At 40.2% G+C, this 14,935-nt stretch carries 13 protein-coding genes and 1 riboswitch; of the genes, 2 read left to right on the top strand and 11 right to left on the bottom strand.

Annotated elements, in window-relative coordinates; translation table 11 throughout:
- The first annotated feature begins 148 nt into the window (after positions 1-148).
- On the top strand, positions 149-1,183 hold the full coding sequence (locus ACFS5O_RS01670) for an acyltransferase family protein (RefSeq protein WP_205724695.1): 1,035 nt from the start codon (positions 149-151) through the stop codon (positions 1,181-1,183).
- 103 nt (positions 1,184-1,286) lie between these two features.
- Here the strand turns inward: ACFS5O_RS01670 and ACFS5O_RS01665 are convergent, their stop codons facing one another.
- From ACFS5O_RS01665 to hutP, 6 genes are all read right to left on the bottom strand, one after another.
- Complete coding sequence (locus ACFS5O_RS01665; protein ID WP_066391554.1) at positions 1,287-1,547, bottom strand: helix-turn-helix domain-containing protein; 261 nt, start codon at positions 1,545-1,547, stop codon at positions 1,287-1,289.
- Positions 1,540-2,514, bottom strand: coding sequence for a formimidoylglutamase (gene hutG / locus ACFS5O_RS01660; protein WP_205724694.1), 975 nt, complete (start codon positions 2,512-2,514; stop codon positions 1,540-1,542). Before hutG ends, ACFS5O_RS01665 begins: the two co-directional genes overlap by 8 nt.
- Positions 2,489-3,760 (bottom strand): imidazolonepropionase, encoded by a 1,272-nt coding sequence (gene hutI, locus ACFS5O_RS01655; protein ID WP_205724693.1) that lies wholly within the window; start codon positions 3,758-3,760, stop codon positions 2,489-2,491. The genes hutG and hutI overlap by 26 nt, the downstream gene beginning before the upstream one ends.
- 15 nt (positions 3,761-3,775) lie before the next feature.
- The gene (gene hutU, locus ACFS5O_RS01650) at positions 3,776-5,437 is read right to left on the bottom strand and encodes a urocanate hydratase (protein ID WP_205724692.1); all 1,662 of its coding nucleotides are present in this window, start codon (positions 5,435-5,437) and stop codon (positions 3,776-3,778) included.
- Between the two features lie 16 nt (positions 5,438-5,453).
- Positions 5,454-6,980 carry a histidine ammonia-lyase gene (gene hutH, locus ACFS5O_RS01645; protein WP_205724691.1) on the bottom strand — a complete coding sequence of 509 codons (1,527 nt, stop codon included), beginning with the start codon at positions 6,978-6,980 and terminating at the stop codon, positions 5,454-5,456.
- A gap of 334 nt (positions 6,981-7,314) precedes the next feature.
- Positions 7,315-7,749 carry a histidine utilization transcription antiterminator HutP gene (hutP, locus tag ACFS5O_RS01640; protein ID WP_205724690.1) on the bottom strand — a complete coding sequence of 145 codons (435 nt, stop codon included), beginning with the start codon at positions 7,747-7,749 and terminating at the stop codon, positions 7,315-7,317.
- Positions 7,750-7,930: 181 nt separating this feature from the next.
- Here hutP and ACFS5O_RS01635 point away from each other — a divergent pair, with 181 nt between their 5' ends.
- Complete coding sequence (locus ACFS5O_RS01635; RefSeq protein ID WP_144702689.1) at positions 7,931-8,389, top strand: hypothetical protein; 459 nt, start codon at positions 7,931-7,933, stop codon at positions 8,387-8,389.
- Positions 8,390-8,460: 71 nt separating this feature from the next.
- Here the strand turns inward: ACFS5O_RS01635 and ACFS5O_RS01630 are convergent, their stop codons facing one another.
- From ACFS5O_RS01630 to cls, 5 genes are all read right to left on the bottom strand, one after another.
- Complete coding sequence (locus tag ACFS5O_RS01630; RefSeq protein WP_205724689.1) at positions 8,461-9,573, bottom strand: GerAB/ArcD/ProY family transporter; 1,113 nt, start codon at positions 9,571-9,573, stop codon at positions 8,461-8,463.
- Positions 9,574-9,706: 133 nt separating this feature from the next.
- Positions 9,707-11,059 (bottom strand): TrkH family potassium uptake protein, encoded by a 1,353-nt coding sequence (locus tag ACFS5O_RS01625; protein ID WP_318300085.1) that lies wholly within the window; start codon positions 11,057-11,059, stop codon positions 9,707-9,709.
- 3 nt (positions 11,060-11,062) lie between these two features.
- The gene (locus tag ACFS5O_RS01620) at positions 11,063-11,719 is read right to left on the bottom strand and encodes a potassium channel family protein (RefSeq protein WP_205724688.1); all 657 of its coding nucleotides are present in this window, start codon (positions 11,717-11,719) and stop codon (positions 11,063-11,065) included.
- 141 nt (positions 11,720-11,860) lie between these two features.
- Positions 11,861-12,015: riboswitch (cyclic di-AMP (ydaO/yuaA leader) on the bottom strand.
- 78 nt (positions 12,016-12,093) lie between these two features.
- Positions 12,094-12,876 (bottom strand): undecaprenyl-diphosphate phosphatase, encoded by a 783-nt coding sequence (locus ACFS5O_RS01615; RefSeq protein ID WP_205724687.1) that lies wholly within the window; start codon positions 12,874-12,876, stop codon positions 12,094-12,096.
- 89 nt (positions 12,877-12,965) lie between these two features.
- Positions 12,966-14,468: a cardiolipin synthase gene (cls, locus tag ACFS5O_RS01610; protein ID WP_205724686.1), complete on the bottom strand. Its 1,503-nt coding sequence runs from the start codon at positions 14,466-14,468 to the stop codon at positions 12,966-12,968.
- Between the last annotated feature and the right edge of the window lie 467 nt (positions 14,469-14,935).

Below are 14,935 nucleotides of genomic sequence, written 5' to 3'. Positions count from 1 at the left end.
AAAACGTGTTTCCTGTAATAGGAAGCACGTTTTTTTCTATTTATAGGTTAGAAACACCTGCAATGTTGGGAATTATAGAGTATAAGTAAAAAAAATGAGAAAATCATCCGAATACTTTATAAGGTGAATAATTATTGGAGGAATATCGATGAGTACTGCAACAAAAGAACGCGATTATTATTTCGACAACGCCAAGTTTATTTTAATCTTCCTCGTCGTGTTCGGGCACTTTATTTCCCCGATAAAAAGTCAAAACGAGTGGCTTTACACGATTTATAACTTTATATATACCTTTCATATGCCTGCATTTATCTTAATAGCAGGATTCTTTACAAAAGGGGTCTGGCGTGATGGGTATCTTCCAAAAATCTTTAAAAAAGTGCTGATTCCCTATTTGGTTTTTCAATTAATCTACAGTTTTTTCTATTATGATTTGTACGGTAAGAGTGAAGTGAAACTAGATTTCTTTTCACCGCACTGGACACTTTGGTTCTTATTAAGTTTAGTTTTCTGGAATATTCTTTTAAAAGTCTTTGTGAAAATGAAGTATCCCCTCGTTCTCGCCATTGGTATAGGAGTGGCAGTGGGCTACATTCATGATATTGGTACATTTTTGAGTCTTCTTCGAACGTTTGTCTTCTTCCCTGTATTCTTGCTAGGACATCTGCTTGAAAAGAGAGACTTCAAAAAGATTTTACGTCCGAGAGCTAAGGCCGTCTCTTCAGCCTTCTTAATCGTACTATTTGTGACCTACCATTTCGTATTTCCAAACGGTACAAAAGAGTGGCTATTATCGTCATCTTCTTACTCAGAAATTCTAGGATACAACGATTGGTATGGAGGTCTTGTGCGACTTGCCATGTACGGTGTTATGTTTGCGGCAACCTTCAGCTTTTTAGCACTTCTTCCACGCAGAAAAATGTTCTTCACTGAATTTGGAGAACGCACCTTATATATTTATCTGCTGCATGGATTCGTGCTGAAATACTTGTTTACCACAGATCTATTTGCATCTATTGAGGAAAACGGCGCGTACTTTATGCTCCTCTTCCTAGCTGTTATCGTAACGCTATTTCTAGCAAGCAAGCCCGTTATCGCACTAGCACAGCCATTTATTGAATTGCGCTGGTCTAAACTTAAAAAAATGTTAAAACCAAAGTCCTCTCAGCCTAGAGAAAGCTGATGTTCATAATAAGAAACACCGCTAAGCCAAAAATGGCTCGCGGTGTTTTTTTTGTGTCGAGAAGAATGTAATAAATAGTAAGAGTGCGTATTAAAATAAAATTCTAGGAACCTTGTTTATAATAATGTTGTTTTGCCTCTGCTAATACTCGTAACGGAAGTTTGTCAGCTAATTTAAATGCTTCTTTTTCGTTTAACTCTAATGTCTTTACTAATTTTTCGATCTTTTCTTCAGATGGAATCATTCTACCTTTTTCAATATCTGCCATGTATTGAGGAGTGATGCTTAATCGTCGTGCAAGCTCTGATTTGCTTAAGCCTTTTTGATTTCTGGACAATTCAATAAACTTTCCGAACTCACTCATTGCTAAAACCTCCCTTTCTTCCTGAATAAAACAGTGTGAATTGTATGATGATGTACGCTGCTAATCGGCTCGTCATGTTACGAAAATCTAACGTTGGATCAATCTCTACGATGTCCATGCCTTTAACAGATGGCTCTTGTGCGAGATATTGTATTCCCTCAATTAATGAGTCACTGTCTAATCCACCCGGACCGATCGCAGGACAACCTGGTGCAAATGCCTGATCCAAGACATCCATGTCGAGAGAAATATATATGTTTTCTGTTGTCTGTTTTAACTGGTCAACTGATTTTTGTAACAAAGAAAGCAATCCGTTTCTTTTCACATCACCCATCGTGTGAACGGTCACTCCGTGGTCCTTGGCATAATCATGATAAAGTTTCCCATTTGAGAAATCTCGAATACCGATCTGGACGAGTTGGTCGCCTGTAATCACTCCCTTTTCTATAAGCTGGCGAAACGGCGTACCGTTTGATGGTCCTCCGTCCTCCGTATTACGAAGATCAAAATGTGCATCAAACTGGATGATGCCTACCCGTCCCTTCGTTTCTTGAAAAGCTTTAATCGCTCCAGCAGAAACAGAATGATCTCCACCAAGCGTAATCAAACATGCTTCACTATGATGAGATCCAATGTCTTTTAAGACCTCATAAATACGGGATTGTGAAGTAAAGAGATCTGTAACATGCATCTCAATATCTCCAAAATCGGTAATGCAGTAATCCCACAGATCCTTTTGTTCTTCGATGCTATACGTGGAAAATGAATGCATCATCGCACGGATGGTCTGCGGTGTGAGATGTGCACCTGAATGTGAAATAGAAGTCTTAGAGAGAGGAGCACCCGCTATGGCTACACCTCTCACTTCATCTCCTGACCAAGGTTTTAACAGTTGTCCTGCCTTCTTGATCCCTCTGTCAGTAAACGGCGCAGCGCCCGATTTACTTAGAAAGGGTATAGTTTGCATGAATATCTCCCTTTCCAACCACTAACTTACCGTTCTTCCAAACTTTATTAACGTGGTTCACACCATAGTGATACGAAATATACTTGTAGTTTGGTACATCCCACAGAACAAGATCTGCTTTTCTTCCTATTTCTAAACTACCTGCAACATCACCGCGTCCAATCGCGAAAGCGGCGTTGACCGTTACGGCATTCCAAATTTCTTCTGGCGTCATCTTCAGCTTTAATGCAGCGAGTGTCATAATAAACTGCAGATTTTCCGTAGGTGAACTTCCAGGGTTAAAATCAGTCGAAAGGGCAACTGCTGCACCGCTTGAGATCATTTCTCGTGCTGGAGCAAAGTGATCTTTTCCTAAATAAAACGTTGTTCCTGGAAGAAGGACTGCGATCGTATCTGATTCTCCTAGCATACGAACGCCTTCTTTACTCGCTCCAACTAAGTGATCAGCAGAAACCGCACCGATCTCACAAGCCATCTCCGTTCCACCGAGAGGATCGATTTCATCCGCATGAATCTTCATACCAAATCCTGCTGTTTTTGCTTTTTGAAGAAAGACTTTAGACTGTTCTACCGTAAACACACCAGTTTCACAGAAAATATCTACAAACTCTGCCAGACCCTCTTTTGAGATTATGCTTAACAAGGAAAGCATCTCTTCTAAAAAGGCATCTGGTCTTCCTTTATAATTTTCAGGAATAGCATGAGCTCCTAAAAAAGTTGAAACAAGATCGATCGGGTGGGTTTCATTCAGCTGTTTTGCTACTCTCAGCTGTTTTAATTCAGTCTCTTTATCCAAACCGTATCCACTCTTTGCTTCCATAGTCGTAACACCATACGTTAAACATCTGTTTAAATGAAACATTCCCTTTTCATAGAGGTCATCTTCAGATGTTTCACGTGTTGCTTTGACCGTTGAATGAATTCCTCCGCCTTGAGCTAAAATTTCTAAATAAGGAACGCCTTGTTGCTTTAAAGCGAGTTCATGCTCTCGTGACCCCCCGAACACAAGATGTGTATGAGGGTCCACTAAGCCTGGTGATAGCAGTTTTCCTTCTGCTTCAATCGTTTCTTTTGCTTGTAACTGAGCGGCTTCTTCCGCTGTTCCAATAAAAGTGACCACACCATCCTTTATACCAACCGCTCCGTTATCGATGATGGAGAGTTCATTCATCTGTGTTCCTCGAAGCGCTTCTCCATTACTTTTTGGAACGACCACCTGTCCTGCTAAAATCAATGTATCTAGCATTCGTCACACTCCTTTTTATTTCTCGATCATCGGTAGATCTATGCCTTTTTCTTTTGCCGTTTCAATCGCAAGGTCATAACCTGCATCAGCATGCCTTACAATCCCCATTCCAGGATCACTCGTTAATACACGCTCTAACCGACGAGCTGCTTCTTCTGTTCCATCTGCTACAACGACCATTCCAGCATGAAGAGAATACCCCATCCCAACACCGCCGCCATGGTGCACAGATACCCAGCTTGCACCATTTACTGCATTGATCATCGCGTTTAGAATCGGCCAGTCAGCAACCGCATCACTGCCATCAAGCATTCCTTCTGTTTCGCGATTAGGCGAAGCCACTGAACCACAATCTAAGTGATCACGCCCGATCACGATTGGTGCTGACAATTCGCCGCTAGCTACCATTTCATTAATAATTTTTCCAAACTTCGCACGTTCCCCGTAGCCTAACCAACAGATACGGGAAGGCAGACCTTGAAACTGTACTTTTTCCTGAGCCATCTTGATCCATTTGCAGAGGTGCTCGTTATCACTAAACTCTCGTAAAATTACTTCATCCGTTTTTCTGATATCTTCAGGATCGCCCGATAACGCTACCCATCTAAAAGGTCCTTTCCCTTCACAGAACAATGGGCGGATAAAAGCTGGTACGAATCCAGGGAAATCGAAAGCGTTTTTTATTCCTTCATCGAAAGCGACTTGTCTGATGTTGTTCCCATAATCAAAAACAACAGCACCCTTTTTTTGCATCTCTAGCATAGCCTGAACGTGAACCGCCATAGATTTCTTTGATTTTTCAATGTATTGCTCTGGATGGCGTTTACGAAGTTCTGCTCCTTCTTCCATAGAGAAACCTACTGGTAAATAGCCATGCAACGGGTCATGGGCAGATGTCTGATCCGTAACAAGATCCGGAATCTCTCCCATTTCAATCATCTTCGGTAAAAGTTCAGCAGCATTTCCTAAGAGACCGATGGATAAAGGCTCACCTTTTGCCGCATATTCTTTAGCCATGCTTAAAGCTTCGTCTAAACTCTTTGTCATCTTATCTAAGTATCTTGTGTCTAAGCGGCGTTGAATTCTTGTTTCGTCTACATCAATGGCGATCACAACCCCATCATTCATCGTTACGGCTAGAGATTGCGCTCCGCCCATACCTCCAAGACCTGCAGTGAGTGTAATCGTGCCTTTCAAAGATCCGTTAAAATGTTTGCGTGCAGCCTCCGCAAACGTCTCATACGTACCTTGAAGAATGCCTTGAGTCCCGATGTAGATCCAGCTTCCTGCAGTCATCTGCCCATACATCATCAGCCCTCTTTTTTCGAGATCACGGAATGTCTCCCAGTTTGCCCATGCAGGAACAAGATTGGAGTTCGCAAGTAGAACACGTGGAGCATCCGTATGCGATTTAAATACAGCGACCGGTTTTCCAGATTGTACGAGAAGCGTTTCGTCATTCTCTAAACGTTCTAACGTCTCTATGATCTTATGATAAGAGTCCCAGTTGCGGGCAGCTTTACCAATACCACCATAAACGACTAATTCATCGGGATTCTCGGCTACTTCCCCATCTAGGTTGTTCATCAGCATACGGATAGCCGCTTCTTGAACCCATCCTTTAGCGGATAATTTTGTACCTCTTGCAGCTGATATAGAATGTTTTACGTTTGACATGTAAAAATACCTCCTTTTAATGTGCTAACTTTTGAATTTTTGACCCGATTAGGATGTCATTCCATGATGTATCGAGGATCCATGAAGCAACAGCTTCCATATCCCGGTGGAACATGCGGTCACATTGTATCGTTGGACAAACGATTCTTCCCTGCTCGTATACTTTCTTTGTTTTAGGTGCTAATTTTTCTGGACCTCTAAAATCTGCTGCTTGCATCGCACAGATTAACTCGACTGCAAGTACACGCCTTGCATTCGCAATAATTTGAGCCGCATGCCTAGAAGCGATCGTTCCCATACTCACATGATCTTCTTGATTCGCTGATGAAGGAATTGAATCAACACTTGCAGGATGTGCCAATGTTTTATTTTCTGAAACGAGTGATGCTGCTGCATACTGCATGATCATCGCACCAGACTCTAGCCCTGGATTTGGACTTAAGAAACCAGGTAAATCACTCAACTGAGGATTGACCATCCGTTCGATGCGTCGCTCTGAAATATTTGCCCATTCTGCAGCAGCGAGCTTTAAGAAGTCCATGGCAAAAGCGATCGGCTGACCATGAAAGTTCCCACCTGATATGATCTTGTTTCCTCCTTCAAAAATCAGTGGGTTATCCGTTGCAGCATTCATCTCAATCTCAAGCTTTTCTTTTACATAACCAAGAACTTGCCATGAGGCACCATGAACTTGAGGGATACACCTTAAGGAGTAAGCATCCTGGACCCGAATCTCTCCTTGTTTCGTTGTAAGCTGGCTGCCTTCTAAATATTCTCTCAATCGACGAGCGACATCTACCTGCTCTTGGTAACCTCTAGCAAGATGTACATCTTCGTCAAACGCATCTGTTATCCCCCGTAAACTTTCTGTTGTGAGTGCTGCAATCGCATCTGCCATGAGTCCGATTCGTTCGGCTTCTATATAGGCAGCAATTCCTTGTGCCGTCATGGCTTGTGTTCCATTAATTAAAGCTAGACCCTCTTTTGCCGTTAACACAACGGGTTCAATGCCCGCTCTCTTTAAAGCTTCTTGACCCGGCATACGTTCCCCTTTGTAAAAAGCCTCTCCCTCACCTACTAATACAAGTGCTAAGTGAGAGAGCGGTGCAAGGTCTCCGCTTGCCCCAAGGGATCCTTGTTGAGGAACAACAGGATGGACACTTTTTTCGACCAACTCTAGTAGCCTTTCGATTACGACTGGACGGATACCCGATAACCCTTTTAGAAGTGCATTGGCACGCAAGATCAGCATCAAGCGGGAGATCGTCTCTGGGAAAGGATCTCCTATGCCGCACGCATGACTGCGGATCAGATTGATCTGAAGCGTTTCTACATCGTCTCTAGAAATAAAAACATCGCTAAATTTTCCGAAGCCGGTAGTAATTCCGTATACGACTTTACCTGCAGCTACGATCTCCTCAACCGCTTTCCGACTATCTGCTACTTTCTTCATGCTAAGCGGGCAAGCTTCTACGGGTTCGTTATGATGCAGAATCCGCTTGATCTCTTCCATGGAAAGCGTATTACCTGTTAATGTAATCATCTTCATCCCTCTTTTATTAACGTTCTTTTTATTAAGGCGTTCTACATATAAGTGGTGACTTTGGGTTATTTTTTTATCTTCTTTGACAAGTTGATTGGAGTGCAAGGTGTGAGACTCCTGGGGATCAGCGGGACAGGTGAGACTCTTAACAGCGCAGAGCGCTAAGAGGCTCACCGCACGCCCCCCGGAAAGCGAGCATCCTGGAACGGAAATCAACTACTTTCAAAGACAACTAGTCTCACTAAAAAATGCATTTTTCACATACAAAAAGAGCGCACCCGAAAGAAAACTCTTTCGAATACGCCCCCTCATCACTAGTTACTATGGGCATTATTTAAATATGATTGATTCCTAGACCGATCGCCTCATGCTCTAATCCTTTTACAGGAGCACCTATCGTTCCATAGAGAGCGACTGCGATCCAGTCACCTTCTTCTTTCTTCTCATACGGATTACCGCGGACAACGATGAAACGTAACCCTACAGTCCTAAGAACAGTGCCAAGCTGAACCTGCCCTCTTGTCACCCCATGAAAAGCTTCCATGATTGCATGATATAACGAATGTGTTTCACGATAAATTCCGGTTTGAATGATATTTTCACTTTTGGCCGCTGTTTCAATGGCAGCTACTACCTTTTGTGAATCCATGGAACCAGCTTTGCCTACGCAATACTTCCAGCCCAATTTCTCAATTTCAGGCAGATAACTTTCATCTAATACCCCTAACATGGCCATCTTTCCGATCAAACGTTCAATTGATAATGCCATTGCATGAATCACTCTTTCTCTAACGGCTAATAACTACTTCTAGTGTATGCGTTTACAATTTGTCCGTCAATTCCCTTTCAACAACTTATCACAGCAGTTTAGTAAAGAAAATGACACGTATAATCTAGCAAACTAGCGGTAAGAATGATAGTAAGAAATATAACGGAATGAGGGTTGTTACATGTTAAACGTACAAAAAGAAATTGCACTAGCTTCAATGTCACGCACACCACAGTTTGAGGAAGATGTGAATGACTTTTTTATCGCTTATGACAAAGGACATAATCCGTTACTGCTCTTACCTACTACGAAAGGTTTTCTTCCAGAAGGACAGGTATACGCGATCGCATTCATTAAAAAAGAAAACAATTCTTATCAATTTACCCTTTCAGATAAAATCATGCCCTTCTCGATGGATGAGGCTACACTCATTCATGATCAGCTCGGTTTCTTCTTCGGGCCTGATAATAATATGCTCTCTTCCTTTTTCAAAGGGGATACGTATGGCGCTTATGTAGTTTGGACAAAGCATATGGTCACCCAATTAATCAACGAGACTCTGCAGAATTGGCACAATACATCAGATGATTCTCAGCGTGAAAAACATAAAACGCGCCTTACTATGCTTCTTCAAGCTTAATAAAAAACTGACTGTTAATTCCTTTATCTCTTGAACAGATGAAGGAAGTTAACGGTCAGTTTTTTCTTGTGTCATGTAGTGGGTGATGCCTGTTCTTTTTTATTTTTCTTAAAGTGTTTTTTTATAAAAGTCATTATAAAAAGAAGTGGAATATAACTGATAGCTAAGTAAAAACCAACCTTGTTTGTGTAATTGTTTAGCATATTAATTTTAAGCCGCGTGTCCAAATAGTAACAAGCTGCTAATACTAAGACTAGCATCACAATGAGTGTGATGTGGTGACGAATGTTCAACATCAATTTGGCTACTCGGCTCGAACACCAAATCGCCAATGCAATATTAGGGAGAATCACTAAACACCACATGGAGACGAATACGAAATCAAAGCGTTCTACAAATGAAACTTGAACGATTTTTACCATAGATAATGTTGCCCAAATATTTCTAGACAATTGTTCCTCGCTAAAAAAGGCAAATGAAAACAAAGTGACTAGCAAGTACATCATAAATGTAAAAAGATTGGCATGATGAGCAAATTTCTGCGATCGCTTAGCATTTTTGATAAACGGATAAAAGACAAGTAGCGTTTCAAAACCAAGATAACTCAGCATCATATTTTTTGTTGCTGACAAGTAATCCTTCATACTTTCATCGAATACAGGCAAAAGGTTAGAAAAATGAGTGAATTCCAGTGGATACACCAGCAAAACGATCAGACCTAATGGAATAACCACTCCTAGAAAACAAATACCTGCCACCGTTCGAAAACCAGAAGAAACAACATAGTACGTTAATAAAAGGAATACAGCTGCAATTTTCCAAGTACTTAAAGTCGGAAACATCCATACTTGTATAACTTCAATATAAGTTCTTAGTACAGTAATCGACCAGAGCAGAAAATAGAGAAGTAAAGAGAGGTTAAATAGATTTCCTATAAAACCGCCAAACAACGTTTTATGTGTGGTCACAATATCTCCATCACCATTATCAAGCACGTAATAGATCATCCAGATTAGAAGATGTACCAAAACAGCTGCTATGATAACCGATATCCAAGAATCATACCCTGCGTATTTAGCGATGATTCGCTGATACCCTAAAACCCCTACCCCTACTTGTTCAGAATGGACGAGAAAAAAGACAAGAAAGGGAGAAACGAGAAAAGCTTCTTTAATTTTTTGCATGATAATCTCTCTTCCTCTCTTTAAAATCTTGTTTTAGCTTTCCCAAGAGGAAGTCAATTAACCCATAAAGAACCAAAAAAGCTAACGCAGTATGAAGGAGCTTTCCCTCAGTGCATTAGCTTTTTTTATCCCGTTATCCCGTGAACACTTCACCGTCTGGATATCTAATATTATCTTTTGTTTGTTTAGCCAGACTAAATGCCAACGTTAAAGGTCCTAATTTACCGAAAACCATTACTATACAGATCACAATCTTTCCGATGATTGTGAGATCTGGCGTTAGCCCCATACTTAATCCAACTGTCCCGAATGCTGAAACCACTTCAAAAACGATAACCATAAACGAGGTATCCTTTTGAACATATGTGATTACAAATAGCGCTGCAAATATAAATAGAATTGAAATGGTTGTAATAGCAAGAGCTCTGTAAACCACCGCGTTTCTAATCGTTCTTCTCATCACGACTGTATCTTCATTACCTTTCAAGAAGGCTGCAACAGTAAATATAATAACGACAAACGTTGTCAGCTTGATCCCTCCACCTGTTGAAGTACTTCCTGCTCCAACAAACATCAAAAGGACCATTAATAGAGATGTATCAGGGTTGATTGCTGTCATATCAATCGAGTTAAAACCTGCTGTTCTTGGTGAAATACCTTGAAAATAGGAAGCCCAAAATTGTTCAGCGCCTGTTAGCATCCCGATCGTCTTAGGGTTGTTGAACTCAAAAAGATAAAAAAACAAGATTGCTACAACATTTAATATCAAAGTGGACAACAACATTACTTTAGAATGTAGTGAGAGTGTTTTCCAGCGGCGGCTTACCCAAATATCAACTAAAACGGTAAATCCAATTCCACCCGTTATAATTAAGAATGATATGACAAGATTCATCATTGGATCTCCTACATAACCCATCAAACCATCAGACCAGAGTGAAAAACCAGCATTATTGTATGCGGATATGACGTGAAATATGCTGTAGTATATCCCTTTGCGCACACCTAAATCTGGCACAAGTCTCAATGATAATAAGAAGGTAGCAATGATTTGAATTCCGATTGAAAACACAAATAAATTTCGAACTAAACGGATCACACCGCCGATAGAAGGCTGGTTGAGTGCTTCTTGCATCAATACACGTTGTTTGATGGAAATTTTTCTTCCCATCATAATAACAACGAGTGATGCAAAGGACATGACCCCGAGTCCTCCGACTTGGATTAAAAATAAAATGACGATCTCCCCAAACAAGGTAAACGTTGAACCTGGATCAACGGTAGCTAAGCCTGTTACGGTTGCTGCTGAAGTGGCAATAAAAAAAGCATCTACCCAAGATAACGTTTCTTCATGAGCGACAGGTAGCTTTAACAAACACATGCCAACAAAAATAAGAAATAAAAATAGCAACGCTAAAAATTGAGGAGGATTCAATTTAATTGGGTTATGCAAAAAACGTTTATGCTTTCTGACATGTAGTGCCAATGTTTACACTTCCTCATCCTCAAATCGATTTAGATCTTCGTTTCGACCGATTACGACGAGTATATCTCCATATTGAAGAGATACGTCAGCAATAGGAGATACGAGAATCTCGTCTCCACGTTTGATTGCTACAATATTACAGCCATAACGTGCTCGAACATCAAGATCTGTTAACGTTTTGTTAACAAGTTTATCCGTTACACCTATCTCTACAATACTGTGTTCATGCGATAGCTCGATAAAATCAATAATTTTTTCAGAAGAAATGAGTTGAGCAACCCGAAGCGCCATATCGCGCTCTGGGTGGATAATACGGTCTGCTCCTAGCTTCTCCAACACTTTGTGATGATAGTCATTCTGTGCTTTAACCCATACCTTTTGAACTCCTGATTCCTTTAGGAGTAGAGTGGTTAAGATACTTGATTGAATGTCTTCTCCGATTGATACGATGACGTGGTTAAAATTTCGAATTCCTAAAGACTTCATCACGTTCTCATCCGTAGAGTTTGCTTGAACAGCTTGAGTAGCTATTGTTGCAAACTCATTTACTCTTTCCATATCTTTATCTATAGCTAGAACATCATAGCCCATCGTCGCAAATTCTCGACAGATGCTTCCTCCAAAACGTCCTAATCCAATTACTGCAAACTGTTTTTTCATTATGGTCTCCCCTTAAAATCCATGAAGTTTTTGCTTTGTTATTTCTCTAGTTTTGCTGGTTAAGAGGTATACAAATTTAAGTAAAAAAACGCAAAAAAAAGACCACACAAAAAAGCGGGTCCGGTTTTCCACCAAATTGACCTCTCCAGTGACATGACGCTTACGGGGTTAGCTGTCGGATTAGGGATTGGAGTATCCCTTTTTGCTAATAGAGCAAAATTCACCCCAAAAGATTGGTTCCCCCGTTTTACAGTAGTTTCACCATAAAATAACTGTAAATTCAGCGATCTAAAGCCTGCTAAATTTTGAATTACATATACTGTAATCCTCTATCTTTTAAATGTCAATCCATTTTTGTAGGGTTAACAAATACTTTACATTTTACCTGAAAATTGAAGAATCAATACAACGATTCCAATCAACCAAACATAAATAGCAAACCCTTTTAACGTACCGGTTTGAAGAAGTTTAATCATCCACTTTACCGCCACATATCCAAAAAGAGCCGACGCTAGAGTACCGACCAATAATGCTGAATAAGAGATAGGAGGATGTGCTCCTACAAATAGATCCTTAGACTGCAATACTACTCCCCCAGCAATAGATGGGATAGATAGTAAAAACGAAAAATAAGCAGCTGCTTTTTTGTCGATCTTACAGAAGAGCGCGGCTGCGATTGTCAGTCCAGAACGTGAAATAGCAGGAAGAATCGCTGCACCTTGAAACGTGCCGATCACAAGTGCATCACGTATAGAAATATCATCAATTCCTTTGTATCCATTCCGTTTATAAGAGTCAGCCCACCAAAGCAAGAAACCTGTAATCAGAAACTCCCAACCTACAGTAATTCCAGTTTTTGAGATCTCCTCAAAAAAATCTTTAAATGCCAGTCCTATTATAGCGGTCGGTATCGTACCAGCTATCAGCAGAATGCCCGTTTTGCTGAAGGGGCTTTTTATCACTTTTAGAATTTCTCTCCAATACACCGTCATCACGGCAATAAGTGTTCCGACATGAAGCATGCTATCCAAAAATAAACCCGCTTCCTCTAGCTGAAACATTTGCCTGCCAAGAAGCAGGTGTCCTGTCGAACTTACGGGTAAAAATTCAGTCACACCTTGTACAATGCCCAATATTAAGGCCTCGAGCCAATCCATAAAAAATCCCCCTCAAGTTACACGGTCTCGTACAACCTATTCCTGAGGAGGATTTTCTATTCTTGTTTTTTTGTGTCACAGTAGGAGCTTTACAGAACCCCTGAGAATAAACGAGCAAATGATTCTTTTGTACGTTCCCATAAACCTCTTTTGTAAAACTCAACGGGCTTAACTCTAACAGATTCGACCATGTCTTCTTCGTATTGTTCTACGAGATCACGGACAGATCCTGTATTTAGCAAGAACACGTTCACTTCAAAATTAAGATGAAAACTTCGCATATCCATATTAGCAGTACCGATCGAAGCTGTATCACCATCGATAATGATAACCTTTTGATGAAGAAATCCTTTTTTGTAGGAATAGATTTCTATTCCCGAACGCAGAAGTTCTGGGAAATAGGAACGCGTTGCATATTGTGTTAAAAAGCCATCATTGATTTCAGGAACTAATAATCGAACCTGAACTCCTTTTTTAGCAGCCACTCTTAAAGCTGTTCGAATCGCTTCATTAGGTACGAAGTATGGCGTTGCAATCCAGATTGATTTCTCTGCACATGAGATCAGTGAATAGAAAAGATCACTCATGATTCCTAGCTGGGTGTCTGGACCACTAGCAACAACATGAACGGTTCCGTCTCCTTCAGCAGGGTATGAGGTAGTAAGGTGATTATCTTCTAACAGATCTTCTCCACAAACATATTCCCAATCCATTAAAAAAATCGCATGAAGAACTTGAACACCTTCTCCTTCCATTACCATGTGAGTATCGCGCCAGAAACCAATTTCAGGATCCTCTCCTAAATATTCGACACCTACATTCAATCCTCCAACAAATCCAACCTTACCATCGATAATGATAATCTTACGATGGTTTCTGAAATTGAGTTTTTGATTAAAGAAGCCATATCGTACTGGTAAGAAAGCTTCAACTAAGATTCCTGCTTTTTTCATTCTGTCAATGTCATATTGCTGAAGAGAAAGACTTCCTATTCCATCATATAGAAACCTAACTTTTACACCTTCATTGGCTTTTCTAATTAACAAATCAATAATATCTTTACCAAGTCGATCTGAGCGGAAAATATAATACTGAATATGTATATACTCCTTGGCTTCTTCCAACCTTGCAAAAATTTCTGGAAATGTCTCTTTGCCATTTTTTAATATTTTTGAACTTGTTTTTCTGTTCAAACGCGTAAGGGTAATATGATGAGCGTGGGTTGCAAAGCACTGTTGATGCCTTTTTAAATCACTAAAATCAGGCTTTTCTTCCTGTTTAGATACTCTGATCCATTCGTCCCTGTCTTTTTTTCTTTTAGATTTAAAAAGATGACCTTTCAAATAAAGTTGGCCAGAATAAAGATAGAACATATATCCGATAAATGGAAACAATATCAATACATAAATCCATAGAAGTGTATGTTGAGCTGTTCTGTTCTCGAGCATTAACGAATAGATCGTATACAGAATCACTGCGATGTAAAGGAGCCCAAATACTGTTTTGATGATTACATATCCTTCTGCAAAGAAAACGATGTATAAACAGACGAGTAACAATAGTGTGAGAAAAAATTCCCATATTCGTTTCATGCACGTGCTCCTTTTTACCAATCTTCTCTTTCTCTCTTTTATTCCCTTCCCTTTGTAATTAAAACAAGTGACTTCTCTCTTTTTATACCATTTTTTTATAGGATTTGCAGATATGACGACTGTTATGAAATTAGGAATTGTTTCAATCATTCGAAACGGTTTTTTTGTGTACGCAGACGCTTCGGAATTTGCAGGGTTTGAATTGGACAGATGATGTGACCAATCCGACAGATTAATCTTCAAATCGGACAGATTCACTAGTCAATTGGACAAATTACCGCCAATAACAAAAAAAGGCGCCCATACACAGACTCCTCTATAGCGCTTACTGTCGACTTTTAAGAAAATACTGTCCACTTTTTGAGTTTTACTGTCCACTTTCGCTAATTTACTGTCCACTTTTGTAAATTTACTGTCCACTTTAATTTCCGCAAAATAGAAACACATAAAAAAGCTCCAGAGGTTAT

The organism is Fictibacillus nanhaiensis, assembly GCF_042686385.1.
Lineage (GTDB): Bacteria > Bacillota > Bacilli > Bacillales > Fictibacillaceae > Fictibacillus > Fictibacillus nanhaiensis.
Note: the sequence above shows the minus strand (reverse complement) of the source record. Positions and strands in the feature narration are given on the sequence as shown.

Excerpts from the sequence above, each read along its gene's own strand:
- ACFS5O_RS01670 (WP_205724695.1), top strand. The coding sequence starts at position 149 with ATGAGTACTGCAACAAAAGAACGCGATTATTATTTCGACAACGCCAAG.
- ACFS5O_RS01665 (WP_066391554.1), bottom strand. The coding sequence starts at position 1,547 with ATGAGTGAGTTCGGAAAGTTTATTGAATTGTCCAGAAATCAAAAAGGC.
- hutG (WP_205724694.1), bottom strand. The coding sequence starts at position 2,514 with ATGCAAACTATACCCTTTCTAAGTAAATCGGGCGCTGCGCCGTTTACT.
- hutI (WP_205724693.1), bottom strand. The coding sequence starts at position 3,760 with ATGCTAGATACATTGATTTTAGCAGGACAGGTGGTCGTTCCAAAAAGT.
- hutU (WP_205724692.1), bottom strand. The coding sequence starts at position 5,437 with ATGTCAAACGTAAAACATTCTATATCAGCTGCAAGAGGTACAAAATTA.
- hutH (WP_205724691.1), bottom strand. The coding sequence starts at position 6,980 with ATGATTACATTAACAGGTAATACGCTTTCCATGGAAGAGATCAAGCGG.
- hutP (WP_205724690.1), bottom strand. The coding sequence starts at position 7,749 with ATGGCATTATCAATTGAACGTTTGATCGGAAAGATGGCCATGTTAGGG.
- ACFS5O_RS01635 (WP_144702689.1), top strand. The coding sequence starts at position 7,931 with ATGTTAAACGTACAAAAAGAAATTGCACTAGCTTCAATGTCACGCACA.
- ACFS5O_RS01630 (WP_205724689.1), bottom strand. The coding sequence starts at position 9,573 with ATGCAAAAAATTAAAGAAGCTTTTCTCGTTTCTCCCTTTCTTGTCTTT.
- ACFS5O_RS01620 (WP_205724688.1), bottom strand. The coding sequence starts at position 11,719 with ATGAAAAAACAGTTTGCAGTAATTGGATTAGGACGTTTTGGAGGAAGC.
- ACFS5O_RS01615 (WP_205724687.1), bottom strand. The coding sequence starts at position 12,876 with ATGGATTGGCTCGAGGCCTTAATATTGGGCATTGTACAAGGTGTGACT.
- cls (WP_205724686.1), bottom strand. The coding sequence starts at position 14,468 with ATGAAACGAATATGGGAATTTTTTCTCACACTATTGTTACTCGTCTGT.